Source organism: Paenibacillus hexagrammi, assembly GCF_021513275.1.
Lineage (GTDB): Bacteria > Bacillota > Bacilli > Paenibacillales > NBRC-103111 > Paenibacillus_E > Paenibacillus_E hexagrammi.
In genome coordinates, this window is record NZ_CP090978.1 from 5,507,926 (window position 1) to 5,532,489 (window position 24,564).

Consider the following 24,564-nt stretch of genomic DNA (forward strand, 5'->3'; position numbering starts at 1 on the left):
CTCCATCACGGTCAGATTGTTCGTTCGTTTCCTGCTGCAGAGCCTTCCAAACGCAGCAAATGAATTTTGATGTCCAGACCTCCGCCGTACCCGACCAGCGCTCCTCCCGCACCAATAATCCGGTGGCACGGGATGATAATCGGGATCGGATTGCGGTTGTTGGCGCCGCCTACAGCTCTGACCGCTTTGGGTGAACCAATGGACTCCGCGATCTGTTTATAGGATGCCGTTTCTCCATAGGCGACTGAGCAGAGACCGGTCCATACCCGTTTCTGAAACTCGGTACCGTGCAGATCCAGCTTGTAATCGAAATTCTTGCGTTCCTTGCGAAAATATTGCTCCAGCTGCTCATGCACAGGCCGCAGCGCTTCAGGGCTTGGTACAAGCTCATGAGCGCCGAACCAGCGATTCGCCCAAGCAACCAGCCTGCCGCGATTCGATTCCATCGTACCAAACTCAATCGAGCACAGCCCCTCGGAACTGGCTACAAGCACTAGCGGGCCAATAGGCGAAGCCATTTCATGAACATGCAGCACAGTTGTGGAGTTACTCATCTCAAACATCCTTCTCTTTGATGTATGTTGTAGAGGCTGCTTGCTCCATCAGGTGCAGCGCAGCCCTTGCTTTCTCAAGCTCTTCAATGACCGCAGGTTCTTGCTCCCGGCCCGCATCCAGCACGGAACGCACGGCTTGGTCAGCCTCATCGCCGCCAATTCGCCCCAGCGCCCATGCCGCTGTCGCGCGGATTTCAGGACGCGGATCCGTGCGAAGCAGCTCTGCAAGTACCGGAACCGCCGTCTTGTCCTTGAAGTTACCGAGCGCAATAATCGCGTTACGTTGAATGGGCTTCTTCCCTCTCCAGGAGGAAGCGCTCTGTCCGTAAGTTTCTTTAAATTCTTTATTTCCCATGGTCAGCAGCGGAATGAGCAGCGGCTTCACCTTCTCGGGATTCGGCTGCAGCTCCGGCTGATGCGTCCAGTTCTTGCCTTTGTTCTTGGGGCAGACAACTTGACACGTGTCGCACCCGTACAGACGGTTGCCGATCTTTAGCTTAAACTCATCCTCCACATACCCTTTGGTCTGTGTGATGAACGAGATGCAGCGGCTGGAATTCAGCTGGCCGGGACCTACCAGCGCGCCTGTCGGACAGGCGTCTATGCAGATCGTACAGTCCCCGCATTCATCCATAATAGATGTATCGGACGGGAACGGAATATTTGTAATGATTTCCCCCAAATACACCCAGGATCCCCACTCCGGTGTAATGACAGCACAGTTTTTACCGGACCAGCCTATGCCCGCCCGCTCGGCGACAGCCCGGTCCACCAGGGCCCCCGTATCGACCATGCTTTGCATTCTAGCTCCGTCCACCCGCTCCATAATGAAAGCTTCCAGCTTGGCCAGCCTGTCTCTGAGCACATGATGGTAGTCCATGCCCCAGGAAGTTCGGGAAATCATCCCTCGGTAAGCCCCAGGCTCCGAGCGCGGAGGGCTAGGCAGCTTCGACGGATAGGCGATCGCGATTGCAAGGATGGACTGAGGTTCCTCTAGACTGAGCTCCGGCCGTACCCGCTTCTCAATGTCCGGTTCCTCAAAGCCGGATTCATAGCCTTTGTCCCTGTGCTGCAGTAAGATGTCCTTCAGTTCCGTGAACGGTTGCGCCGTCGTGAAGCCCACTTTGTCGATGCCGAGACTGGAAGCTGCCTCTATAATCTCTTGCTTCAGCCTCTGCCAATCTTCGCGGGTACCCTGCTGTATGGAAACACTCATCCTGTTCACCTCTCGTTCGCACGTGTCGCCTTACAATCTCGCTAAGCTCGCGTAGGGCCATAAGATCCACTCCGCTCGTCCCTCAATCATGCTTACCGCCACGGCGCCAAAGACTCGGCTGTCCGAGCTCGATCTTGCATGTCGATTGTCTCCCATGACGAATACCATATCTTGCTCTATGCGGATCGGTCCAAAATCACCGTCTCCGATTCTCGTATCGGTATAGGACTCCTTCATGAGAGACCCATTCACATAGAGGAAGCCGTTTTCCCCTTTCACTTCATCCCCGGCCACGGCGACGACCCTTTTCCAAGAAAAGGATGCTCTTCCGCATGCTCGGGCATCGGCTCTCTTAGGATAACAACTTCTCCACGGCTGGGTGCCCTCAAGTATGTGATCGCCTTGTTGACAAAAAGCCACTCCCCCTCGGCAAGGGTGGGCTGCATCGAGCTGCCCTGTACCATCGAGAGGTTGAAGCCAAACTTGTGCAGCAGCATGACGACAAAAAGAGCCACAAGGATCGATTTGGTCCAATCCCACAGTTCATGGCTCAAGCTTTTCTCTTCCGAGCTTCCCTGAGCTTGGCGCGGCGCGGCTGCGTGCCGATCATTTCTTTGTAAGAAGAAACTCAACTCAAGCTCCTCCGTTCTTCGCCTTCATCCATGCTTCATAATAGTCCAGCACCTGCTGATCTTGAAAAGGAGCTTGTCCCCCGCGCGCCATTTGCAGCACGCATGCCAAGCCTTCCTGAACCTTGGACTCCACCAGTTCGGAGTAATGATAGTTGACCTTATGCTGCTCGTACTCTTCCTGATCTACCACATGAACATTACCGTCAGGCATGCGAATGACATCCAAATCATAATCGATATAAGTGAGCACATTTCCCGACACATAAGGGGGAGAAGCAACGTTACAGTAATAGCGAATCCCGCTCTCCTCGATGAGAGCGACCACGTTATACCACTTTTTGGGGATAAAAAAGAGACCCCCGGTATTTTGCTTACCCATTCTTTACCGTCCGCTTCCTGGATCTTGGTCTGGCAGTTAATGAACACCATCATGTCTTCCTGCTGATGCGCGGCATCCAGCAGCTCCGGTGGAACAAGCCAATTCGTGAGCCACTTTCGATGAAGGTGCCCATCGTGTTTGAAGCTTTTTATTACATACGGCGTAAACACATCCATGTCACAAAGCCCCTTCTGCTTTTCCTTCCGAAAGCTTTCTATTATATATAGAAAAGCATATCTCCTCCCCAATTGCAACGGCGGAAAAGATATGCTATAAGGTCCGAACATATTTATCTGTATAATCGCCGACTTGTGATTAGCAGCTAACTTTTTTACAATGCTCAGTCGGTGAGGTGTGTGGGAGAAATCCGATGTGCTGTAGCCCGCTGATTCGTAGACAGGCAGCACCATTTCGTTGTGAACATCAACAGTAACCATGATTTTGTTCACTTTCCTCTGGAGGAACCGCTGCTTCATCGCTTCGATCAAAGCCTTGCCGATACCTTTGCGCTGGTATTCACTAGCAACCGCGATGCGATAATAGTAGCCGTTGTTGTTGTCGATCGTGCCGATGATGACGCCTACGATCTCATTTTCCTCTTCGGCAATCAAGACAAGCTCGGTGTCCCAGGACAACTGACGGGCAAAGGCCTCCATCGTTTCCTCGTAACACAATTCTGATAATACGTCTTCAAGAAGTGCTGTAACGTAAGATGAATCTGCAAGCTGAAATGAACGAACGTGCATACGTTTCTCTCCTAATTTCAGATGAATTTGTTTAGGAAACATTTACTGGTTAATAAATAATACGACAAAAAAATGCGAAATCCTGCTGAAAATGCGAAAAAACTCACAAAATCTTTAGATTATTCAAGGTTTTCTCTTGAAAACGCTTTATTTTAAGCGCTTTCATTTGTTTTTTAGCACAATTCCACTGTTTTCTTCCATAACAAGCAGCAGCTGCATAAATCGGTTCGGAGACGATGCATAAAAAGTCCGGTTCTTTCGGAGTTTAATGGAAGGGATTTGAAGGCAAGCATAGACCTACAAAGGAGGTGAACATAGACGGATGCGACCATCTGTTACCACGAACGGGAACGCCAGAGACCTCCATGAGCTCAGCTCCCTCTCTACTGGAGAATGGACCCAGGAAGAACTTGCGTACCATCACGGCACGATGAGTGAGCTGTCTCCCTGGCTGAACGCTCAAGGCGCACACATTCACAGCCAAATCATACAGGAAATCGAGCGCCGAGGCGGGCTGACTTAGTAAACATACATGTTGATTTATTATAGAATATGGGTCATAATGAAAGTGTTGAAATTACATATTATTAGGAGGTATTTTAAGCATGGCACATCAATTACCAGCACTACCGTACGCGAACAACGCGCTGGAGCCTCACATCGACGCGCTGACTATGGAGATCCACCACGATCGTCACCATAATGCATATGTAACCAACTTGAATGCAGCTTTGGACAAACATTCTGAACTGCACGAGAAATCCTTAAACGACCTGATCGCTGACCTGAACAGCGTTCCTGAAGATATCCGCACAGCAGTTCGCAACAACGGCGGCGGACACGCAAACCACTCCCTGTTCTGGGAAACTATCGGTCCTAACGGCGGCGGCGCTCCTACTGGCGCTCTTGCAGCAGCGATCGACAGCGAGCTTGGCGGCTTTGACAAGTTCAAAGAAGCTTTCGCAGCAGCTGGCGCAACTCGTTTCGGTTCCGGCTGGGCGTTCCTGGCAGTTACCAAAGACGGCAAATTGAAAGTGTACAGCTTGCCTAACCAAGACAGCCCGATCATGGAAGGCGAAACGCCAATCCTAGGTCTGGACGTATGGGAGCACGCTTACTACCTGAAATACCAAAACAAACGCCCTGACTACATCGCAGCGTTCTGGAACGTTGTGAACTGGGAAGAAGTCGGCAAGCGTTACGAAGCAGCGAAGTAATAGAAGAAGCGGCCCGCGAGGGCTTGAAGGCCGTCGAGGTAACTCGGCGGTTTTTTAATTTAAGCGTGTAGGGAACCCTTGCGATGCCAAGGCGAAAAAAAGCCATTCGCAAAAAGTTCTTGCGAGTGGCCTTTTTCGATTTTATACATGCCTGCGAGTTTCATCGCAAGCACACCATTGCAGGTTAATTCGGCTTATGCTTCTGTCGCAGCTTCTCAATATCCATTGCCGATAGCCCTGTTACTTTCATAATGAGTCCTTCTCCTAGACCCTCATCAAGCATATTTATCGCTACTTCAGCCTTTCCTTCCTCTTTCGCTCCAGCGATCATCGACACTTCATCATGAATCGCCTTCTGCCGCATTTCATACAGCTGACGTGCCTCTCTGTCCTGACTCAGGAATTCCAACGTATCCATCGCTTTACGCAATGTAGGTTCATTCATCGCTAATTCCTCCCAACGATCTTTTTACACACCTTTTAGGAAAAGCAGCCATTTGACTAGTTTGTTGTTTAATATCGCCCGTTGTTGCTCCAGCTTAGGCAGTTCCAGGAAATGAATCTCGATTAAATCCGTTAGCATGACTCCAGTTTGATCTTCTCGCATGTGAAACACGTTATGAAATCTCTCATTATCTACATATGCAAAGTTTACGATGTTGATCGCTATTGTTTTGCGTAAGTCTTTGTACGGCTTACCTTCCGTCAACTGCACAGCAAACATTTTACTCCAATAGTAGAGCGTTCGCTTCTCCATATCGTAACGGTTACACAGCTGAATCTCGATATTGACCAGCTTGCCGTCCGCTGTCTTCGCATGGATATCTAGAATGGACTGCTTCTATTCTATCATAATCATCATCCCTGCAACGACTCATTCCTTTCCCCCCTCATCTCGTGGGGCTTTCAAAAAATCCCAAATGTTTTGTTACCTTTCTCACAGAAAAATGTTTCCATCTATGAAATAATAATCATCGCCTCTCAAAATAAATGAGTCCATTGAATGGATTTCTTAAGACCATAGAACCATTTTCCAAGTAAGAGAAAGAAGGGATGCAGCAGTGAGAATTATTCCGACCATTATGTGTCAGCCTGGAATGAGACTCGGCAAAGCGATTTTTACTGAAGAAGGACAAGTCCTCGTCGGCTACCGTGTGGAATTGACCAGCTCGATGCTCAGGAAATTGAGCCAGATCGGCATAGATTACTTATATATAGAGGATTCGCGAACGGACGATATTGTCATCGAGGATCCGATTCATGAAGAGACTAGGGCCAACCTCCGGAATTCTCTGGGCAAAATTTTTAAAAAGTTTAGCCCCACGTCTGGATTCTCCTCTATTCGAAGCACGACCCCGATGAGCAAGCTGTTCCTCAATGGCATGTCGAAGGTCATTGATGAGCTTCAGTACCGCAAGCACGACCCCGTCATGCTAACCACGCTGAACATGGTTCCACCTACTAATATGGAGCAGCACTTTTGCCAGAATGCCATTAATGTATGTATCTATGCTACCAAGCTGGCTATGGCCCAGGGTATCTATGAACGCGACGGTCTGATGGCGATTGGACTCGGTGCGCTTCTGCACGATGTAGGAAGCATCCATATTCCGGTCCAGCTGCTGCAAAAGAACGCTCGTCTCACCCCCAACGAATATTTGGAAATCCAAAAGCATGTTACCTATGGCTTTCAAATGCTGAAGGATGAAGCAGGAATTCCCTTTGCTTGCAGCACAATGTGCTCTCCAGCATCATGAGCGGATGGACGGAAGCGGCTATCCGTACAATCTCAAGGGCGATCAAATTCATCCTTATGCCCGCTGGGTCGGCATGCTGGATTCTTATGATGCTATGATTCACGCAAGAAGCTACCGCAATGCAATTGCGCCCTCATCAAGCCCTCGAAATGCTTTACGCCAACGCCGGAAAGCTGTACGATATAGATATGGTCAAGCTGTTCCGCAACAACGTCGCGATCTACCCCTTAGGCCTGAGCGTTTCACTAAGTACAGGCGAGAAGGGCATCGTATCACGCTTAAACAACCACAGCATGCAGCGCCCCGTCGTTCGTGTGCTTAGAACCTCAACCGGACAAGAGCTGAAGGAGCCCTATGAAGTTGATTTATCGCGTACGCTGAACATTATGATTGAAGAAATCGGAGAACAGCTGGTCGTTTGATTATGACCGAAATGAGTTGATAGACTGTTGAAAACGATTGTTCAGCTTCTTCACAATGTCCCCCTTTTCCAGGAACTAACAGAAGAAGAGCTTACTGGGCTCGCTCCCTTTTACCGAAAAAAGTTTAAAAAAGGCGGCATTCTGTTTCTGGAAGGCGATACCGGAGAGGAAATGTATTTGATTAAGAGCGGAGTTGTCAAAATATATCGCTTGGACGATGCGAAGGAGATTATTCTCGCGTTGTTCCGGGAAGGTGATTTTTTGGCGAAATGGCTTTGGTTCAGGAAGGCACTACCCGTTCTGCTACCGCTGAGACTATGGAGCCCTGCACCTTGTATGCTTTGAAGCGTTCCGTTTTTGTGCAATACATAGAAAAGAGCCCTAAGCTGTGCTTAAAGCTCCTGGAAACTACCATGGAAAGACTGCGCAAAGCGAACGAGCAGATCTACGATCTCACGTTTCTCGGGGTGCGTTCCCGCATCATGAAGACGATTATTCGTCTGTCCGAGCAGCACGGCATCCCAACCAAGGATGGTCTGCTTATTGATGTGAAGCTTACGCATCAGCAGCTCGCCAACATGGTCGGAACCGTCAGGGAATCCGTCACCAAGGTGCTTCAAGAGCTTCTTGACGAAGGATCGATTGAAATCGATAAAAAGAAGATCACACTGAAAAATGCGGAAGCCGTCAGACGGGAGATCCGCTAACAGCTTTCATGATCCGCAAGAATACGTTAGGAAATGCATACTGCTGCAGTTCATCCGCACCTACCCACCGATAATGAAATGGAATCCATTCTCCCGCATCGTTCATTTGGGAGCGATACACCTTCATTTGCCACTGAATGTGGCTAAACGTATGTTCAATATCCAGGAACCACGAAGCTGGCTTCACTGCAATTTGCTCCTGCTGCATCAGCGAATCCTTGAGCTCGTTCATGACTTCTTGATCAGAGCCCCAGGCAGCGGATTGCATCTGAATATGAGGCAGCTCCCACATCCGGGCCAACAATCCCTCTTGAGGGCGCTGCCGGATTAGCCACTTTCCTTCATTCTCTCCTGTACCTTCAATGAAAGCTACGGCTCGCAGCTCAGGGCGAGGCGGTTTGGCTTTCTTTTTGATAGGCAGCGATTCTTCCATTCCCTCTTCCCTCGCACTGCACTGTGCCATAACCGGGCAGGTTAAGCAATGCGGCGAACGCGGTGTACACACCATAGCTCCAAGCTCCATAAGGGCTTGATTGAAGTCGCTCGCAGTCCCCTCCAAAATGAGCTCACGCGCCAGCTTTTCCATCTTCACGCGGGTCGAAGGCTTCATAATATCTTCTTCAATCAGAAAATAACGCGAAAGCACACGCATGACATTGCCGTCCACAGCAGGCTCAGGCTTATTATAAGCGATGCTGAGAATCGCACCGGACGTGTAGGGACCCACCCCTTTAAGTGAAGAAATTTCTTCCTTCTCCTGCGGAACAATGCCGCCATAGCGTTCATGGACTTCTCTTACGGCACTTTGCAGATTACGCGCACGCGAGTAGTAGCCAAGGCCTTCCCAGGCTTTCAGCACATCCTCTTCAGGTGCATTAGCCAGTGCCTCTACCGTTGGAAACTGTTCCGTAAACCGGTGAAAATAGGGGATAACCGTCTCCACTCTCGTCTGCTGCAGCATCACTTCGGAAATCCATATATGGTAAGGATTTTTGCTTCTTCTCCAAGGCAAATCCCGTTTATGAGCGCGGTACCACTCAAGCAGATTCACGGAAAAATGCCGTTTCTTGTCTTCGCTGTACATGGGCTGATCTTGCTCTCCTTCTCTATCGAAGCGGTTCAAGTTATAATGGTACGTATGGACATGACTTCTGACTTCATTATAAGAGAAGTGCGTGCAAGAAAACTAGAGGTGAATGTATGCAGAACGAGAAGCAGCCCGGTTGGGCGAATAGGAGAAAAAATTGGCTTGAAGAGGCCCGGCCTTTGATTCCTCTGCTTTTTATATGGGGCATAGAATGGATATTCAGCGCTGTGGTAGACTTTGCCATCATATGGCGGGATCTGGATTGGTTGAGGGAAGCAGCATTGATTACCGCTGTCATTGCGAGCTTGGTGCAGATAGGGGGGATTGCGGAAAGGAAATCGCGGGGAGACAAGCTCTTCGGAGAGGCTTTCCGATGGATCGAGCTGGGGTCATCCCGCTCTACTTTTGCTGCCGGGAGTGCTGCTGATCGCCGCGATCGCGCTGCTGGAAGCCGTTGGTGCCGTAAATCCGTTATTTGCTCCCATACTGCGGTCATTTCTTCTAGCGGTAGGCTTCGTGCAGTTCGGCCTGATCTTGGGGAGGTCCTTGTTGTACCTTGGTTTCTGGCTGTTCGCCTTAACTGCGGTCATGGGCATATGGTACCTGGGCTACTCCGGCATCGTCCTCGAAGGAATGGGCGGATTCAGCCTCCTCGCAGCGGGCTACATGCTGCATTCATGGGCAAAATAAGCTAACGCATAGCGAAGGGATGGTGTTCGTACGTATGAGGAGAATAATCGGAGATGTTACATCTACGGGGCGGCTGCTCGCTTGCACACTGCTGGCGGCTGCTGTGATGGCTGCCCTTACGGGGTGTGGAGGCAAGAATGGCGGCGCCGCGGCCTCGCCGGGGGCGGCAGGCACAGCAGGTACTTCGGCGGCTTCGCCTGCTGCTACGCAGACGGAAAGCAACCCCGCATTCGTGAAAGCTCAGGAGCTGTTCACCGTGAACAAGTGCATCAGCTGCCACGGGGTTGATCTCGAAGGCAAGGTTGGTCCGAAGACCAACCTGCAGAAGGTCGGCGCCGCGATGAGCAAGGAGCAAATCGCGGCTCAGATCGCAAACGGCGGGGGCGGTATGCCCGCCTATAAAACAAAGCTGTCCGAGGATGAAATCGGACAGCTCACAGACTGGCTTAGTTCGAAGAAATAAGCCTGTGGTTGATGTGCGGGGCCCGCTTGGCGGGGCCCCGTTTTTTTGTGTGTGCGGCGGCGGTGCTTGCCGGTGCAGTAGAGAAATCATGATTCTCTTCTATTCGACAAAGTATTCACAACTCATTCCCTATTTATAGCCCATACATAAATTGGTATAACTTGTAACATAGGGAACGTTTCACCTAAGCACCTGCACAGCTTTCTATTAGATTGGTCTTAGGTGATATAAAGTTCTACTAAATCCGATTCTTAGTCCAGAAAGGAAGCAGCATATGAAAAAATTAGTTTCAGGAATATTGATAGGCATTATGATAATGGGATTTAGCCAATCTGTATTTGCTTCCTCGAGTATTCTTATCGAAGTATACCAATCCATCAAAAGGATAGTTGTGAACACTGACGATCTAAATCTTCCTTCAGACACACCAGCATTTATCTATAACGGCAGTACTTATGTGCCACTACGCTCTCTTGCTGAGTATTTAGGATATACCGTTAGTTGGGATGCATCTAAGCAAACGGTTAAAATCTATCAAGATTGTGGATCTGAGGATATAAATAACATCAGGAAGCTATGTATTAGGGGAACTGAGGTGCAACTTCCGAATGATGTAATCGTCGATGGAATACTGGTCAACAGCGATTTTGGGTATATATCCAATTATTTGCCTGCGATTATTTTGAAACGAAATCATTCAAGTGTTGCTATTAATACCTCAATGGGACTTGTAATAAATCGAGTTATTCAGAAGGGCGAAGAAGATTCATTTGATTTTCTAGATCCATACATTATTGGTGATTTAGTTGAAAATAAGAAAATCTCGCCGAAAAAGCCTTGAAGGTTTCGCCCTAGAATTCTACCACGCATGATTCGTGAACCTGAATTATGTTATCAATGATCACGAATGCACACTATTTCGTGGATTTTTCTGATAAACGATCAAGCTTGAAGAGCGTTGCTGACCGACAGACAGTTCGTCCCTACATTTCAATTCATGGCCTCAGCTGCTTCACAGTTCCGCCTGCTCAATCACCGCATAAGCCGCAGCCATCGTATCCGTATGCGTGATGCTGAGATGGATCCGCGGGCTGCCGCTTATGCCGGCCCGCTCCAACGCAGCGGGCGCAACGGAGCAAACCGGCTTGCCCAACGCATCCGGCAGCACCTCTACATCCTGAAAGCCGACCTGCTTACCGATGCCGCAGCCGATGGCTTTCACAATCGCCTCTTTGGCAGCGAATCGCCCTGCCGCGAATTCCGCCAGCCTGCCCTGACGGTGGCGCGCAAGCTCCAGCTCGCCGGGTGTCAAGATTCTCTGCAAAAAGCGGTCCGCCGTACTGCTGTCGAGTATATGCTTGAGTCTGGATATTTCAACTAGGTCCATTCCTACTCCAATAATCATGAAATCCCCCATGCCGAATTGGTGTTATTTTGCGTTCAATGTACCCGATTCCTGATGGTTGGTCAAGGCCTGCTATCGAAAGAAAATAAAGTCTTAGACTAACTGGCAGCATAGCACGCAGTCAGGGACCGACCCTTTTTCTGTATGTAAAATCGGTTATTGGTAACTATAAGGAAAAATTTGTTCGGAGGGTAGATATGAAAAATGCTATTTTACTGATTTTATTGTTATGTATTTTTTTAATAACTCAAACAGTAAGCGCAAAGATGTCAATTATCCCACCGCAAGATATGTTAAATTGTTCAGATTATATTGTTGTTGGCAAGGTATTGGAGCAAATTTCTGTTGTTAAAAATCGCGCTATATACAAGAAAATAACATTGTCAGTAGAAGATGTGCTAAAAGGTCAACTTGAACAAAAAGAAATTGTTTTAAAGCGAGATGTACATTTTCATCCTGGAGAAGTACCTTATGATTTTCCGAGTCGAGGAACAACGGTTATGCTTTTATTAAGAAATAATACTGATGGGTTATCACTTACATATCAGAACAGTATTTGCACAATCCAGAAAGATAGGATTTCTCTATATGACGGTATTGGCTTTGATGATTGGTCAGCAAATGAATACGAGGAAACATAGGGCAGATTACGCTGGATTGGTATGTTATAATTTGGTACAAGGTCCGATATATAGCCTGTTATGAATGTAATATGCACACTAAGATTAATCCCTTTTGAGGTGTTGACCAAAAATGAACAGACGCCTACTTCAAATCGCTACAGCAGTCCTGGCTTGCGTGCCCACTGTCACTGGCCTATTGGCCATGACTGGCCTAGATGATCCGCTTTATCACGCGCTGCAATTACCGCGGGACGCCACCCTCGACAGCAACCTGCGATTCTACGCCGGGGTCTGGCTTGGACTAGGTGCAGCTGCCTTCTGGCTACTTCCGCGAATCGAACGCGAGACAGTGTTATTTCGCTTCCTATGGCTAATGATTTTCATCGGAGGTATTGGGCGTCTATTGTCACTGGTGCTGGCTGGTATGCCGCTCCCTCCCTATATTGGCTTTACTATTCTAGAAGTAATAGGAGCGCCTCTGTTCATTTGGTGGCAGTCACGAGTAGCCCAGGCCGCAATGAGAAAGTTGAACAGAATCGAGCATTAAGCTAAGTGGAGTTCAATGGAACAGCGAAAGGCTAGCACTTTATTTTTCGTCCTTAACTGTCGCTGATCCATACTCTTAGGTCAGTCTAAAACTTTATTTTCTGCTGACACCTACGGCGTTCTCCGATCTGGCATTGAGAAACATTAATTTCATGTAGAAGTTACATGGATTATTTCATTTATTGAAGAACTACTAGGAACTGATTACAACGAACGTGATCTAACTGTCCCTTCTGGCTCAATTTAACGAATAAATCCCCCTTCCCAAATGGGAATGAGGGACTTTCAATAAACAATCTATACCCCTGCGTAGGCCATGAAGCCGCCGTCCACCGGAACTGTAATACCCGTTACAAACCCTGCCGTGCTGTCATCGACCAGCCACAAAAGTGTGCCCAGCAAATCCTCGGGTTTGCCGAATCTGCGCATCGGCGTGTGCGTAATGATTTTATGCGATCTCTCCGTCAGCGAGCCGTCTTCATGCGTCAACAGCTTGCGGTTCTGCTCTGTAAGGAAAAATCCCGGCGCGATTGCGTTCACACGAATGCCGACATCGGCCATATGGACCGCCATCCACTGCGTGAAGTTGTTGATGGCCGCTTTTGCTGCGCTGTAAGCAGGTACTTTGGTCATCGGGCTAGGCGCGCTCATGGAAGACATGTTGATCACCACTGCTCCCGGCTTGTTGATCATTTGCTTGGCAAAAACCTGTGTCGGGATCAACGTCCCCAGGAAGTTCAGATTAAAAACGAAACCGAACCCTTCTTCACTCAAATCAAAGAACGTTGTGATTTCGGAATTTAGCAAATCCTCCGGCTTGAACGTCTCGTTCGTCGTGCTGCCCTTCGGGTGGTTGCCCCCTGCTCCGTTGATCAAGATATCACATTCGCCGAGCTTCTCCGTGATCACAGCCGCAGCCTGCTTTACGCTATCCGCACTTAATACATCGCAAGCAACCGCAATCGCTTCTCCTCCCGCTTGGCGGATTTCCTCAGCAACCTGCTCGCCTTTCTCGACGGTCCGGTTCAAAATCGCTACCTTCACACCGTGACGTCCCAGCTCCTTCGCCATCGCCGCACAGAGTACCCCGCTTCCGCCCGTAACGACGGCTACTTTGCCCTTCAAATTATCATGTATTGGTATCATCGCTTAATTCCCCCGTTTTTTGGCTTGTTCTAATGAATCCCAAATGCCCCATAAGTACATAATGCCTAAAGCTCTGTCATACAAACCATAACCAGGTCTGCATTGTTCATTCCAGATATGACGGCCATGGTCCGGTCTTGCATAACCGGTGAAGCCGCTCTCGTGGTAGGCTTTTACGATCTCAACAATATCGACAGTTCCGTCGCAGGCGCGATGCGAGGTTTCGATGAAATCCCCGTTGTCATAGACACGGATGTTTCGTATATGCGCAAATGGAATACGGTCAGCGAACTCTCGGACCATGGAAGGGATATCGTTCTTCGGATTCGCTCCCAAGGAACCGCTGCACAGTGTAATCCCGTTGGACGGACTATCTACGAGCTTCAGCAGCTTTCGGAAATTGTCCTGGCTCGTCATGAGCCTCGGCAGCCCAAAGATGGACCAAGGCGGATCGTCCGGATGGATGGCCATTCGAATATCATGCTGCTCCGCTACCGGAATAACACGCTCGAGGAAATACTGAAGATTGTTCCACAGATCGTCCTCGCTCACATTTTTGTATGCCTCAAACAGCGGAGACAGCTTCTTTAGACGCTCCGGCTCCCAACCCGGCATTGTGAAATCGGGCGTATCTGCGATTTTGCGAACCAGCTCCTCGGGGTCCATCTGATCGACTTTCGCTTTCTCATAAAAGAGCGCCGTCGAGCCGTCTTCCAGCTCTTTAAACAAGTCCGTGCGAATCCAGTCAAAGACCGGCATAAAGTTATAGCAGATCGTCTTAACCCCTACGGACGCTAGCTTCTCGATTGTTTTCTTATAATTCTCGATATATAGGTCCCGTGTCGGGAGCCCCAGCTTGATGTCCTCATGAACGTTAACGCTCTCCACGACCTCCAGATGCAGTCCGTACTGGTCGGCAAGCTGCTTGTAGGCCATGATTTTGTCCATCGGCCATTCTTCACCCGCAGGCACATCGTGCAGCGCCCATACAATTCCTTCCACGCCGGGGATCTGCTTGATCTGCTGCAGCGATACCGTATCGTTGCCTTCCCCGTACCATCTGAACACCATTTTCATCGTCTGATTCCTCCGAATATATCGATTCAATCCGTAAAAAAGTGTGGAAACATCTGCCTTAACGCAGGCATCTCGTTATCCAGTTTGCCGATATGCCGCTCCAGCCTTGAGCCTGCCAGCGCCTCATCTCCCTGATCGATGGCTGCGATCAGATCCTTGTGCTCTTGAATGACCTGATCCAGGTAGTGGAACTCCTTCAGTGCCAAATACCGCAGACGATTCAGATGTCCGCGCATGTGATTGATGACCTGCATTAAGGTCACGTTGCCTGTCACTTCCATGATCGTGCGGTGAAAGGCCTCATCGTGCTGCAGGAACAGCTCTATATCTCCCGCTGCCCCGGCCTCCTGCTGACCAGCGAGGAGCTGGTCGAGCTTCGCGCGCTCGGCTTGCCGATCCTGCAGCCCCCACATTCTTGCCGCCAACTTGAAGGCGCCAAGCTCCAAATGCTCGCGAATAAACCGGGCTTCGTTCACCTTCCGCTCCGAGATAGGCGATATTCGCGTCCCTCTTTGCGGAAGCACCTCTAGCAGCTGCTCGCTTACCAGGAGCCGGATGGCTTCCCGGATCGGCGTACGGCTAACATGCAGCGTCTCCGAAAGCTCATTCTCGTAGATCATACTACCGGGCTCTAGTCGCAGGGAGACAATGCTTTCCCGAATTGTTTCGTAAACCTGATCGCCAAGCGATTTCCGCTGAAGCTGCGGTGGCAATGGTGATAGGTTAGGCATGGCAATCACCTCGATGTATTTTGTTACAACAAGTATACTTGTGTTCTTGTATACAAGTCAATTGGGTTGAATAAGAGCCCTGACTAGTCAGGACTCGCAAGCGTTTTTTATCGAATGATTCCGTCATCCATTCAACTTCTTCTTTATACTAGAAATAGACAACACCAGTCCTGTTATAAATAAGACGACGCCAAGGGGCACAGTCACATTGGTAATCGCCCAAAAAAAAGAAGGTACAAACCAAATACTGAGATAGCCAAGCCGCAAATAATAAAACAATTCCTAATATAAACATGACTTCCTCCTTGAATTCAGGAATCAGGTTGAGGCCTATTTGGACTGTGTCCGACTATAAATCATGTATCCAATTCCTATAACCATGATAAGAAATCCAATAAATCCGATAGCTCCAATTATCATGAACAGTGAAAAAGAAGTTTGAGGAGGAAATCCTTTTTCGATACTTGTCATATTCTGTACCTGAATAACTACACATGCAATCATACTCAATATCCATACCACTCCACCAACAATTGCGATAGGTAACTTTGCTCTTTTCATGTCGGAGACCTCCAATTCTTTCAGATCAACCACTATTTTACATTTAATACTTAAATATGTTAATCCCTAACTTAACTTTTCAGTTGGAGATTCAACGTCAACATTCACAGAACGTATGTTAGAAAGCCTGTCTCTGTACGCTTCAATAATTCACTCCTTACCTGCAGGTGAGTAAGTAACAGCATTTTCAGCTCTTATGCCTCTTCTCTGCAGCAGGTATAATGAACCTAGTCCAACGTTAGGAGGCTGATAGTTATGAAGGTAATGCCGATACAAAAACGAGAAATTTCCGACAGCCGCATCGTCTTCGGATGCATGGGGCTTGGTGGAGATTGGAACTACGACCCTTACACGCACGAACAGGTAACAATCGCAGAGAAGGCAATTGAGGCTGCGCTGGAAACCGGCATCACCATGTTCGATCATGCAGATATTTATAAAATGGGAAAAGCCGAGGCTGTGTTCGGTGAGGTTATGAAAACGAAGCCGGGACTTCGCGAGCAGATTGTACTTCAGTCCAAATGCGGGATCCGCTTCACCGACGGCGTACTGCCGCAGCGGTATGATTTCTCCAAGAGCCATATTCTAAGCTCGGTTGACGGCATTCTGCAGCGGCTTGGAACCGATTACTTGGACGTGCTGCTGCTGCACCGTCCGGATCCGCTGATGGAGCCTGATGAAATTGCAGAAGCGTTTCAGCAGTTGAAGGCCTCCGGCAAGGTTCGCCACTTCGGCGTATCGAATATGACAGCCGCTCAAATGCGCTACCTGCAAAAATCCATCGAGCAGCCGCTCGTTGTCAATCAACTGGAGCTTCACCTCAGCAGGCTGGACTGGCTGGATCAAGGGATTCTCGTGAACCGCGCCGAAGGATCCTCTCTCAACTTCGATGACGGCATTCTGCAGCACTGCCTGATGGAAGACATCCAGCTGCAAGCATGGGGACCGCTGTCGCAGGGACGCTTTACGGGCAAAAGCCTCGAAGGGGCCTCCGAGCCGGTGAAAGCAACGACCGCGCTCATCGCGAAGATGGCGCAGGAGCGCGAAACGACGCCCGAGGCGATTCTCCTCGGTTGGCTAATGAAGCATCCTGCGAAGATTCAACCGGTCATCGGCACATCTTCCGCTGAACGTGTGAAGGCCTGCAAGGATGCGGTTCGCCAAGCGGAGCTGATGAGCCGCGAAGATTGGTATGCGCTTTATACAAGCGCACGTGGCGTGCGGGTGCCTTAATATTTTTGTAATTTGCAGGAGCCTCCGGTTGATCTGGGGGCTCCTATTGGTATCATTTTAGTTGATTCAAAGGCTTATGCTTGCCTCATCTACGTTGGCCCAGGGACTTATACCCTTGTCATATCGGTTGATTCAGATACCTACATATGTTTCATCTCGGTTGATTCAGATACTTACATATGTTTCATCTCGGTTGATCCAGATACTCACATATGTTTCATCTCGATTGATCCGTGGGCTTTGACAAGCATCATCGAATTAAATGAATTCCTTCAAAGCGAACACCTCTCAAGAAGTCAATATTGTTCGGTAACGGTAAAGAAAACAGCATCCAATTTTATCCATTATTTGCTATGCTCATAAATGTAAGCGCTTTAAAACAAATTTTGAAGGAGGAATGAAATGATGAAATTAAGGAAGAAATGGATGCCTCTGCTGCTTGCAACGCTGCTCACTTTGTCGCTTGTGATGCTTAGCACCTTAAGTCTGGGCAAGCCCCAGACGGCGGAAGCGGCAACGAGCGCATTCAAGGGGGTGAACTGGGCAGATTCGCGGGATAATTTTGTGAATGGAGTGCTCTACGTATCCGGGCTAAGCTCTTCCGACACCTATGCATCTGCGTCTACCGTCGCCGACAAAGTCGTCGGACAATTCGTGTCAACACTCGGCGCCAATACCATCCGCATGCCGATCAATGAGCCGACGGTCTCCAGCTATTGGGGCACTTATACCGGGGCCATCGACAAGGCGCTAACCAAAGGAAATGTGATCCTCGCCTACTGGGCGTACAGCAGCGGTAAGCCTGCAAACATGACTGACTTCTGGAACATGTGGACGACGGTCGTCAATAAGTACGGCAGCAATGCCAATGTCTATTTTGAAGTCATCAATGAGCCTTATGGCTACAGCAACACAGATCTGAACAATATGTACAACGATTGGCTGACGACATACTCCACGATTCCCAAGGGGAGAATTATCCTTGATGGCGCGGGCTATGCGCAGAACGTTTCTGTTCCCGGCGGCGATTCCCGCTTGAATGATACATTACTTGCCGTTCATGATTATTCGTTCTTTGTGGGCACGCCTTACATGAGCGAAGCTCAGTGGGCGGATCATCTGAAGGGTTATGTCGGCAGCTATGCGTCCCGGACGATCATGACGGAATGGGGCTCGATGATGCAAGCGGGGTACAGTTCGAGATACAATACGACCTATCCGCTTCAGGATTACAACACACCGGGAGGCTCACTGTGGGTCGCCTATGTGAGGGGAATCAGCAGCCAGCTGCGAGAATGGGGAATGGGCAGCGTATATTGGCCCGGACTCCGGGACGGTGATGGCTACAGCATGACCACCAAGTCGGGCAGCGGCTCCGGCATTAGCCTGACAGTGAATAATCCGTCGGGACTCACAAGGCTTCAATATGCTTGGGGTATGGGCTCAGACGATCCGGCGGTCATTTATGTGAAAATCAAAAATGTGACAGCCGGCCTTTACATCGATGGCATGGGCCGGACGACAAACGGATCGGCAACAGGGCAATATTCGGCAAGCAGCAGCACGAATCAACAGTGGGCGCTCGAGCCGTCAGGGTACAATTACAAGCTGAAAAACCGTGCAACCGGCTTGTATCTGGACGGTATGGGCCGAACCGCGAACGGAAGCGATGCCGGACAATACAGCAGCAGCTCCAGCAGCAATCAAATCTGGCAGCTGGTCTCCTCCGGAGCGAATGTCAGGTTCAAGAATGCAGCGACAGGATTGTACCTAGACGGCATGGGCCGCACAGCAAGCGGCAGCAATCTCGGCCAATACGCAAGCAGCGGCAGCAGCAACCAGCAATGGCAGATCGTTAGCCCATAGAACCGATTACATACAACAAAGGAGCTAAGTCGTTTACTTGACTTAGCTCCTTTGGGTTATTGATTGAGTGATGTTACTTGATTGCACCTGTCAAAAGCCGCCGCTTCGCCTCTCGAAAAACGGCTGAGCCCCACATTACTCCGTTAAACTCCCGGTATTGGCGCACGCTTGTGCTCGGTTTTCAAATATTGCTTCTCCAGCTTTTCCTGTACGGCCGGATCGATTTGCTTACCTTCCAGGTAGTCGCTGTTGTCTCCGTATGTAATGCCCAGCTCGTTCTCATCGGTCTGACCATCCCATAAGCCGGCTGTCGGCGCTTTATCGAGTACGCTTTGCGGAACTCAAGCTTGGATGCCAAGGAGCGGACTTGGCGCTTGTTGAGAGTGCTAAGCGGTGTAATATCTACAGCTCCATCCCCGTATTTGGTGAAAAAGCCTGTAATCGCTTCGGATGCATGATCTGTCCCTACAACGATTAGCCCCAATTCAAAAGCAATCGCGTACTGCATCACCATGCGCGTTCTCGCTTTCACATTGCCTTTGCCGCCGCGGCTGATATGCTGGTGAACACCGATGTGCTTCAAGCCGTACTCCACTTCGATGGCGATTTCATCAACCGCTTCCTGAATGTTATTCTCGATCTGATACTTCAAATCGAAGGCCTTGGCGACCGCGTAGCTGTCTTCAATGTCAACCTGTTCGCCGTAAGGCTGGAATACGCCTACCGTCTTGTACTCTGTTCCTGTTTCTTCCGTCAATTCATCGGTTGCCTTCTTGCAAAGACCTGTGGCTACCGCACTGTCGATACCGCCGCTGATCGCGATCAGAAGCCCCTTGGCATTCGCGCCTTTTACATAATTTTTGAGAAAATCGACGCGTTTGCGAATCTCTTCGTCCACATCAATCTCCGGCTTCACGCCGAGTTTGGCAATGATATCCTGCTGCAAGCTCATCTCTCTCTCCACCTTATCTTTGTAATAGTAACAAAGAGCCCACCTTGCAAGAGCTTTGCAATGCGGGCTTCATGCCTCATGATGTATGAGTAATACCACTTGCTTAATTGCAATATTCGTTGAAGGCGCCGATCAGGTCGCCGGCGATCATTTCTGCAGAGCGGTCCTCGATTTGGTGACGTTGGATGAAGTGAACCAATTCCCCATTTTTGAACAAGGCGATGGACGGTGAAGAAGGCGGGTAAGGAGCCAAATATTCACGCGCTTTCGCTGTTGCATCTTTTTCCTGTCCTGCAAACACGGTGTACGTGTAAGTAGGCAGTGTATCGTTCTGAAGCGCTCTTGCAACGCCAGGTCGGCATTGTCCAGCGGCGCAGCCGCATACGGAGTTGATGACCAGCAGCATCGTACCGTCCTTGGAATTTTCAATCGCTTCATCTACTTGCTCCGGTGTAAGAAGCTCCTTGATGCCCAGACGGGTCAAGTCCTCTCTCATCGGTTTTACCATATCTTTCATATAAGAATCAAAAGACATTGCCATATGTTCCACCCCTTAGGATATAAGTTTGACAAACATGAATGTTGATTAAGTCATATTATACATCCGTATGGATGGAAAGCAAAGCGCGAATACGCCCGCAGAGCGGACCGGCTGCTGCTCAAGCTCACTGCCGGAATCTCTGCGGGACGTAAAGGTCCAATATGGAGCAAGGCCCAAGCTATTGCTTCGCCCTGCTGTCTTGTTTCTTGGCTGCTTTACCAGGGTCAGCCTGACCCAGATCGTATTCGTAGGCGACATCCTTGTCGGGATGCATGAAAATGCCGCTTTGAGGGGCGATGCCCTTCTCAAAATAGTCCCGGTTCTCGGCCGTTTGGAAGCCGATATCCTTATAAGGATGGACCCACTCATCCCCTGCCATAACGGCGGGATCTGTATCCTCCGTCCACTGTTCCAGCGGAGAATTCGCGGATTCATAGTCATGGTCGCCGATCACGATACCGTGCTCATTGACAAATGCCTCGCGCGGCCCGCGGCCCTGCTGAAACTCGGGCAGAAAATTAATCTCAAACGGGTCGAGTTCGGGCTGCCCCCCTGCTTCGGTTGCTTTCGTCTGCTTCTGTTTCTGTTGATCGTTCATGGTGACCTCCTTCCAGATGCCACTTCAGAGAGCGGCTTTCGCCTGCTCACTTTTACTCGGCTGGCCGATTCGGACCATCGAGCTTCTTGTCGACAAAGCCCTCTTTTCCAACTGTGGAAGTTTGATTTTGACGCTGCTTGTTTTGCTCTTCTTGCTGGATTTGCGTTTTGGAATCGTTGTTGTTCATGCTTTTCTCAGCTCCTTTCTGCTTGTATTATGCGCCTTCGTGAAGAGAAGCATTCCAGATTCAGACATGACTGCGGACAGAAGAATCCCCTGCGCCTTGCGAATGTCCTGACGCGGTCACAATAGCATTCAGGACAGATTTACCATCAGGGCCCTTACGGTACCGTGCAACGAATACGAAAGAAAGGTTGAGAGGCGCAGGTCCACTCTCGCTCTTGTACGCAATCTCTATGATAAGAATTGAAAAGTAAACGAAGAACGCGAAAGCGTCTCAAAGCGAAACCCATCGCTTTTCAGCTTCTGAATGATGACGGGAAGCGCCTCGACCGTCGTAGTCTTATGGGTGTTGTCGTGCATAAGAACGATGATACTCTGCTTGCCCTTGCTTGCTCCAATCACGGAGGCAATGATCATCTCTTTATCTTGAACAGGTGCTGCGGCATCCGTGGAGCTGACATTCCAGTCGAAGTACTGATATCCGTCTTCCTGCATGGCTTTGGCGATTTTCCTCATAATCCCTCTCCCGCCCGGCTTCCAGCTTAAATGGTTATTCGAGCCGCCGGGAAACCGGATAATATCTGGCTTCACGCCTACCGTCTCCTCCAGCAGACGGTCCAGCTTGCGTGCATCTCGGCGAAAAGCATCTACAGACCGGTAAATGGTCTTGTATTCATGCGAGTACGTGTGATTGCCAAGCGCATGGCCGTCAGCCGCGATTTGTTTGTAAAGCGCCTTGCCCTCGCTTCCTTCATTGCCTACGACGAAGAAAGTCGCTTTCACGTGCTGTTCCTTCAAAATGCGCAAAATCTTACTTGTACTCTGCGAGGGTCCGTCATCGAAAGTCAAATATGCGACTTTACCGCCTAATAAGGCAGGCTTGGGTAAAGCGTGGGCACGAAGAAGCTCGCGCGAGCCGGAATAGAAATGCTGCGTTTCTACAATAGAATCGTCGATCGGGGGTGATATGGCTCGGGCTTGCTGCTGGCTTTGCAGGTGAAGCGGAGTCTTACTATCCGGTGTAGGGTCAAGTCCGTTACTGTTCTTGCAGCCGGAAACTGACATGCCAAGCATCAAGATGACCGCTAGCAGACAGCAAAACCGTACACATTCTGCCATTCTATTCATGCATGTCCCCCCTCAAGATCATATGACCAAGTCCTGACATCCTTATTATGGCTTTCTTCCCAAAGGGGCGGGCTGGTACTTTCTGGGGGAGGCAAATTGAGACGAATGATACCCGTGAGTTAAAGCGGAGTTCATTGCGATGTATACAAACTTAAACTTTCATATCAACGCAAAAAAACCGGCACTTGGCCGGTCGAGGCTTATCCTCTCTGCTCTATTCACTTACTTCGAGAATGTCTGAATGAATTGAATCAACGCCGGTCCCAGCAGCACAATAAAGAGGCTGGGGAATATGAACAAGACGAGCGGGAACAGCATCTTAATCGGCGCCTTCATCGCCGCCTCTTCTGCCCGCTGTTTGCGCTGTTCACGCACTTCGTGCGACTGCACCCGCAGCACCTGCACCATCCCGATACCCAGCTTCTCCGCTTGCAGGATGCTGCTGATCAGCACCTTCATTTCATCGAGCTCCAACCGTTCACGCACACTCTGAAGCGCTTCACGGCGGGTCTTGCCAAGCCGTATTTCTTCCAGACAGCGCTGAAATTCACTGGTCACAACGCCTTCTTTCTTCGAAATCAGCTTGCTCAGCGCAGAGTCAAAACCCAGTCCTGCTTCCAGACTGACTGTCAGCAGGTCCAGCACATCCGGCAGCTCCCTAAGAGCTTGCCTGCTGCGCTGTTTGATCTTAAGCCCCAAGTAAAATTGGGGCAGCACAAAAGCGATGACGAGCCCCACGCCGGCAAAAGCAAAGATACCGCCGGGACCTAACCGGATAAGGCCGGCGTACAATCCTGCCAAGCATGGCAAGAGCAGCAGCAGAGCAATCTCGGCGATTCGGAAATCGACGGGAGTGAGCCCGAAGGGATGCCCGGCCTGCATCAGCCTGAGCTCGAGCTTGGCTTCCTTTTGGCCCGGCATACGCCTGCCAAAACCGCGCTTCAGCTCCTTCCACAAGAAGAGCAGGAGTCTTTGCAGCAGTCTCCTTTTGGTTTTGATCTCCTGCTGTTGCGGTTCGGCTGTATCCTCCTTCTCCGTAATCCAGGAAATTCTGCGCTGCATATGCTTTCGGCGGTCCTGCTTCCATATAAAAGGCGCGTACACCAGCAAGGTGACTGTAAAAAAGAACGTCACATAAACCATCAGCTACACCTCAATTGTTGTCAGCTTACGTATGAATACAAATCCGATGATGCCTGAGATAGCTCCGCAAGCCAGCATGAGCATGCCTACTGGATGGTTGAAGAGCGCTCCGATATACTCGGGCTCGATCATATAGATCAGCACCCCTAGCACAATCGGCAGCAGGCCGATGACCATACCCGAGAGCCGTCCCTGTGCTGTAAGCGTCTGGATCTGCCGTTGAATCTTGCTCCTGTCGCGGATCGTTTGCACAATGGTCTCCAGTACGGTAGCCAAATTGCCGCCGATCTGCCGTTGAATCAGGATCGCTTGGATCATAAGATCCAAATCCTCGCTGGGCATGCGCTCCTTTAATTCATGAAGCGCGTCCTCCATGCTGCTCCCGTACTGCATCTCCCGCAGCACCATTTCAATCTCCTCCTGAATCGGGGAGGATGCTTCGTCCATTACCGTTTTTAGCGCCTGCGTGAAGCTGAATCCGGCTCTCAGGGAGCCGATAATGGTTGTAATCATATCCTGCAAGCCGTCATTGAATTTGGAAATCCGTTCCCGCTCCTTGCGGGCGACCAGCCATTTGGGAAGTAAATAGCCGACAACGGCGCCGATCAGAAGAAAAAAGAAGCGACCTGAAAGCAGGTACAACAGACCTCCGCCAAGCGCAGCCGCAATCCATTGAAACAGAATGTACTCTTCGGGTTTCAGCGGAACACCAGCGCTTTGCAGCATGTTTTTCAGCTTATCCGTTTTGCTCTTGGAGAGCACTTTTTCCCGGATTGTTTGCTTATACAGCTGTAATTGAACTAACTGCTTGAATTTGCCCGCACTCAGCTTCTTGCGGTTCTGGAGGTCCAAATACCGCTTGATTCGCTTCTCCATTCGTTTGTCTGACGAGAACAGCGACTGCAGCACGGCCATAAAAAAAGAAAACTGGAGAAAGCAAACAATATCAGGATCAGCCATC

28 protein-coding genes and 6 pseudogenes are annotated in these 24,564 nt (G+C 49.7%); 14 read left to right on the forward strand and 20 right to left on the reverse strand.

The window, feature by feature from the left end:
• Positions 1–11: 11 nt before the first annotated feature.
• The 6 genes and pseudogenes from L0M14_RS25030 to L0M14_RS25050 form a co-directional block, all read right to left on the reverse strand.
• Entirely contained in the window at positions 12–554 is a 543-nt protein-coding gene (locus L0M14_RS25030) for a methylated-DNA--[protein]-cysteine S-methyltransferase (protein WP_235119153.1), read from the reverse strand.
• A 1-nt stretch (position 555) separates the two neighbouring features.
• Entirely contained in the window at positions 556–1,770 is a 1,215-nt protein-coding gene (queG, locus tag L0M14_RS25035) for a tRNA epoxyqueuosine(34) reductase QueG (RefSeq protein WP_235119154.1), read from the reverse strand.
• Between the two features lie 30 nt (positions 1,771–1,800).
• Entirely contained in the window at positions 1,801–2,064 is a 264-nt protein-coding gene (lepB, locus tag L0M14_RS31250; protein ID WP_260115394.1) for a signal peptidase I, read from the reverse strand.
• Positions 2,046–2,402 carry a signal peptidase I gene (lepB, locus tag L0M14_RS31255; RefSeq protein ID WP_260115395.1) on the reverse strand — a complete coding sequence of 119 codons (357 nt, stop codon included), beginning with the start codon at positions 2,400–2,402 and terminating at the stop codon, positions 2,046–2,048. Before lepB (L0M14_RS31255) ends, lepB (L0M14_RS31250) begins: the two co-directional genes overlap by 19 nt.
• A 1-nt stretch (position 2,403) precedes the next feature.
• Positions 2,404–2,957, reverse strand: a pseudogene (locus tag L0M14_RS25045) (DUF402 domain-containing protein).
• A 156-nt stretch (positions 2,958–3,113) separates the two neighbouring features.
• Positions 3,114–3,527: pseudogene (locus tag L0M14_RS25050) on the reverse strand (GNAT family N-acetyltransferase); the annotation flags it as partial.
• A gap of 322 nt (positions 3,528–3,849) precedes the next feature.
• On the opposite strand from L0M14_RS25050, the gene L0M14_RS25055 reads away from it, so the two are divergent.
• A complete protein-coding gene (locus L0M14_RS25055) occupies positions 3,850–4,050 on the forward strand; it encodes a hypothetical protein (protein ID WP_235119155.1) in 201 nt (66 codons plus the stop codon).
• An 82-nt stretch (positions 4,051–4,132) separates the two neighbouring features.
• Positions 4,133–4,744: a superoxide dismutase gene (locus L0M14_RS25060; protein ID WP_235119156.1), complete on the forward strand. Its 612-nt coding sequence runs from the start codon at positions 4,133–4,135 to the stop codon at positions 4,742–4,744.
• A gap of 184 nt (positions 4,745–4,928) precedes the next feature.
• Here the strand turns inward: L0M14_RS25060 and L0M14_RS25065 are convergent.
• A pseudogene (locus L0M14_RS25065) lies at positions 4,929–5,576 on the reverse strand (Rpn family recombination-promoting nuclease/putative transposase).
• A 229-nt stretch (positions 5,577–5,805) separates the two neighbouring features.
• Here L0M14_RS25065 and L0M14_RS25070 point away from each other — a divergent pair.
• The 5 genes and pseudogenes from L0M14_RS25070 (at position 5,806) to L0M14_RS31695 (ending at position 7,630) form a co-directional block, all read left to right on the forward strand.
• Positions 5,806–6,501 carry an HD-GYP domain-containing protein gene (locus L0M14_RS25070; protein ID WP_235119157.1) on the forward strand — a complete coding sequence of 232 codons (696 nt, stop codon included), beginning with the start codon at positions 5,806–5,808 and terminating at the stop codon, positions 6,499–6,501.
• 4 nt (positions 6,502–6,505) lie between these two features.
• Positions 6,506–6,583: pseudogene (locus L0M14_RS32080) on the forward strand (hypothetical protein); the annotation flags it as partial.
• Positions 6,584–6,620: 37 nt separating this feature from the next.
• A complete protein-coding gene (locus L0M14_RS25075; protein WP_235119158.1) occupies positions 6,621–6,923 on the forward strand; it encodes a hypothetical protein in 303 nt (100 codons plus the stop codon).
• Between the two features lie 171 nt (positions 6,924–7,094).
• Positions 7,095–7,237: pseudogene (locus L0M14_RS25080) on the forward strand (cyclic nucleotide-binding domain-containing protein); the annotation flags it as partial.
• A gap of 168 nt (positions 7,238–7,405) precedes the next feature.
• Positions 7,406–7,630, forward strand: a complete 225-nt coding sequence (locus L0M14_RS31695) for a helix-turn-helix domain-containing protein (protein ID WP_311198925.1) — start codon at positions 7,406–7,408, stop codon at positions 7,628–7,630.
• On the opposite strand, the gene mutY is transcribed toward L0M14_RS31695, so the two are convergent.
• A complete protein-coding gene (gene mutY / locus L0M14_RS25090) occupies positions 7,611–8,714 on the reverse strand; it encodes an A/G-specific adenine glycosylase (RefSeq protein ID WP_235119160.1) in 1,104 nt (367 codons plus the stop codon). The genes L0M14_RS31695 and mutY overlap by 20 nt on opposite strands.
• A 327-nt stretch (positions 8,715–9,041) precedes the next feature.
• On the opposite strand from mutY, the gene L0M14_RS25095 reads away from it, so the two are divergent.
• The 3 genes from L0M14_RS25095 (at position 9,042) to L0M14_RS25105 (ending at position 10,711) form a co-directional block, all read left to right on the forward strand.
• Positions 9,042–9,407: a hypothetical protein gene (locus tag L0M14_RS25095; protein ID WP_235119161.1), complete on the forward strand. Its 366-nt coding sequence runs from the start codon at positions 9,042–9,044 to the stop codon at positions 9,405–9,407.
• Between the two features lie 34 nt (positions 9,408–9,441).
• Complete coding sequence (locus tag L0M14_RS25100) at positions 9,442–9,870, forward strand: c-type cytochrome (protein WP_235119162.1); 429 nt, start codon at positions 9,442–9,444, stop codon at positions 9,868–9,870.
• A 274-nt stretch (positions 9,871–10,144) separates the two neighbouring features.
• Positions 10,145–10,711, forward strand: coding sequence for a stalk domain-containing protein (locus L0M14_RS25105; RefSeq protein ID WP_235119163.1), 567 nt, complete (start codon positions 10,145–10,147; stop codon positions 10,709–10,711).
• A gap of 171 nt (positions 10,712–10,882) precedes the next feature.
• On the opposite strand, the gene acpS is transcribed toward L0M14_RS25105, so the two are convergent.
• Positions 10,883–11,275, reverse strand: a complete 393-nt coding sequence (gene acpS, locus L0M14_RS25110) for a holo-ACP synthase (RefSeq protein ID WP_235119164.1) — start codon at positions 11,273–11,275, stop codon at positions 10,883–10,885.
• 197 nt (positions 11,276–11,472) lie between these two features.
• Here acpS and L0M14_RS25115 point away from each other — a divergent pair, with 197 nt between their 5' ends.
• Positions 11,473–11,916: a hypothetical protein gene (locus tag L0M14_RS25115; protein ID WP_235119165.1), complete on the forward strand. Its 444-nt coding sequence runs from the start codon at positions 11,473–11,475 to the stop codon at positions 11,914–11,916.
• 112 nt (positions 11,917–12,028) lie between these two features.
• Positions 12,029–12,445 (forward strand): DUF4345 domain-containing protein, encoded by a 417-nt coding sequence (locus L0M14_RS25120; protein ID WP_235119166.1) that lies wholly within the window; start codon positions 12,029–12,031, stop codon positions 12,443–12,445.
• Positions 12,446–12,741: 296 nt separating this feature from the next.
• Here L0M14_RS25120 and L0M14_RS25125 read toward each other — a convergent pair whose 3' ends face one another.
• From L0M14_RS25125 to L0M14_RS25140, 4 genes are all read right to left on the reverse strand, one after another.
• On the reverse strand, positions 12,742–13,590 hold the full coding sequence (locus tag L0M14_RS25125) for an SDR family oxidoreductase (RefSeq protein ID WP_235119167.1): 849 nt from the start codon (positions 13,588–13,590) through the stop codon (positions 12,742–12,744).
• A gap of 3 nt (positions 13,591–13,593) precedes the next feature.
• Complete coding sequence (gene uxuA / locus L0M14_RS25130) at positions 13,594–14,667, reverse strand: mannonate dehydratase (RefSeq protein ID WP_235119168.1); 1,074 nt, start codon at positions 14,665–14,667, stop codon at positions 13,594–13,596.
• A gap of 26 nt (positions 14,668–14,693) precedes the next feature.
• Entirely contained in the window at positions 14,694–15,398 is a 705-nt protein-coding gene (locus tag L0M14_RS25135; RefSeq protein WP_235119169.1) for a GntR family transcriptional regulator, read from the reverse strand.
• Positions 15,399–15,728: 330 nt separating this feature from the next.
• On the reverse strand, positions 15,729–15,959 hold the full coding sequence (locus L0M14_RS25140; protein ID WP_235119170.1) for a hypothetical protein: 231 nt from the start codon (positions 15,957–15,959) through the stop codon (positions 15,729–15,731).
• A 255-nt stretch (positions 15,960–16,214) separates the two neighbouring features.
• Here L0M14_RS25140 and L0M14_RS25145 point away from each other — a divergent pair, with 255 nt between their 5' ends.
• Both L0M14_RS25145 and L0M14_RS25150 read left to right on the forward strand, forming a co-directional pair.
• On the forward strand, positions 16,215–17,192 hold the full coding sequence (locus L0M14_RS25145; protein WP_235119171.1) for an aldo/keto reductase: 978 nt from the start codon (positions 16,215–16,217) through the stop codon (positions 17,190–17,192).
• Between the two features lie 402 nt (positions 17,193–17,594).
• Entirely contained in the window at positions 17,595–19,058 is a 1,464-nt protein-coding gene (locus tag L0M14_RS25150; protein WP_235119172.1) for an RICIN domain-containing protein, read from the forward strand.
• Between the two features lie 143 nt (positions 19,059–19,201).
• Here the strand turns inward: L0M14_RS25150 and nadE are convergent.
• From nadE to L0M14_RS25180, 7 genes and pseudogenes are all read right to left on the reverse strand, one after another.
• Positions 19,202–20,010, reverse strand: a pseudogene (gene nadE, locus L0M14_RS25155) (ammonia-dependent NAD(+) synthetase).
• Between the two features lie 103 nt (positions 20,011–20,113).
• Complete coding sequence (locus tag L0M14_RS25160; protein ID WP_235119173.1) at positions 20,114–20,551, reverse strand: BrxA/BrxB family bacilliredoxin; 438 nt, start codon at positions 20,549–20,551, stop codon at positions 20,114–20,116.
• A 178-nt stretch (positions 20,552–20,729) separates the two neighbouring features.
• Positions 20,730–21,149: a DUF3905 domain-containing protein gene (locus L0M14_RS25165; RefSeq protein ID WP_235119174.1), complete on the reverse strand. Its 420-nt coding sequence runs from the start codon at positions 21,147–21,149 to the stop codon at positions 20,730–20,732.
• A 52-nt stretch (positions 21,150–21,201) separates the two neighbouring features.
• Positions 21,202–21,336, reverse strand: coding sequence for a hypothetical protein (locus tag L0M14_RS31260; protein WP_260115396.1), 135 nt, complete (start codon positions 21,334–21,336; stop codon positions 21,202–21,204).
• A 227-nt stretch (positions 21,337–21,563) separates the two neighbouring features.
• The gene (locus tag L0M14_RS25170) at positions 21,564–22,460 is read right to left on the reverse strand and encodes a polysaccharide deacetylase family protein (RefSeq protein WP_235119175.1); all 897 of its coding nucleotides are present in this window, start codon (positions 22,458–22,460) and stop codon (positions 21,564–21,566) included.
• Positions 22,461–22,682: 222 nt separating this feature from the next.
• Positions 22,683–23,603 carry a type II secretion system F family protein gene (locus L0M14_RS25175; protein WP_235119176.1) on the reverse strand — a complete coding sequence of 307 codons (921 nt, stop codon included), beginning with the start codon at positions 23,601–23,603 and terminating at the stop codon, positions 22,683–22,685.
• A 3-nt stretch (positions 23,604–23,606) separates the two neighbouring features.
• Positions 23,607–24,563 (reverse strand): type II secretion system F family protein, encoded by a 957-nt coding sequence (locus L0M14_RS25180; protein ID WP_235119177.1) that lies wholly within the window; start codon positions 24,561–24,563, stop codon positions 23,607–23,609.
• Position 24,564: the final 1 nt, after the last annotated feature.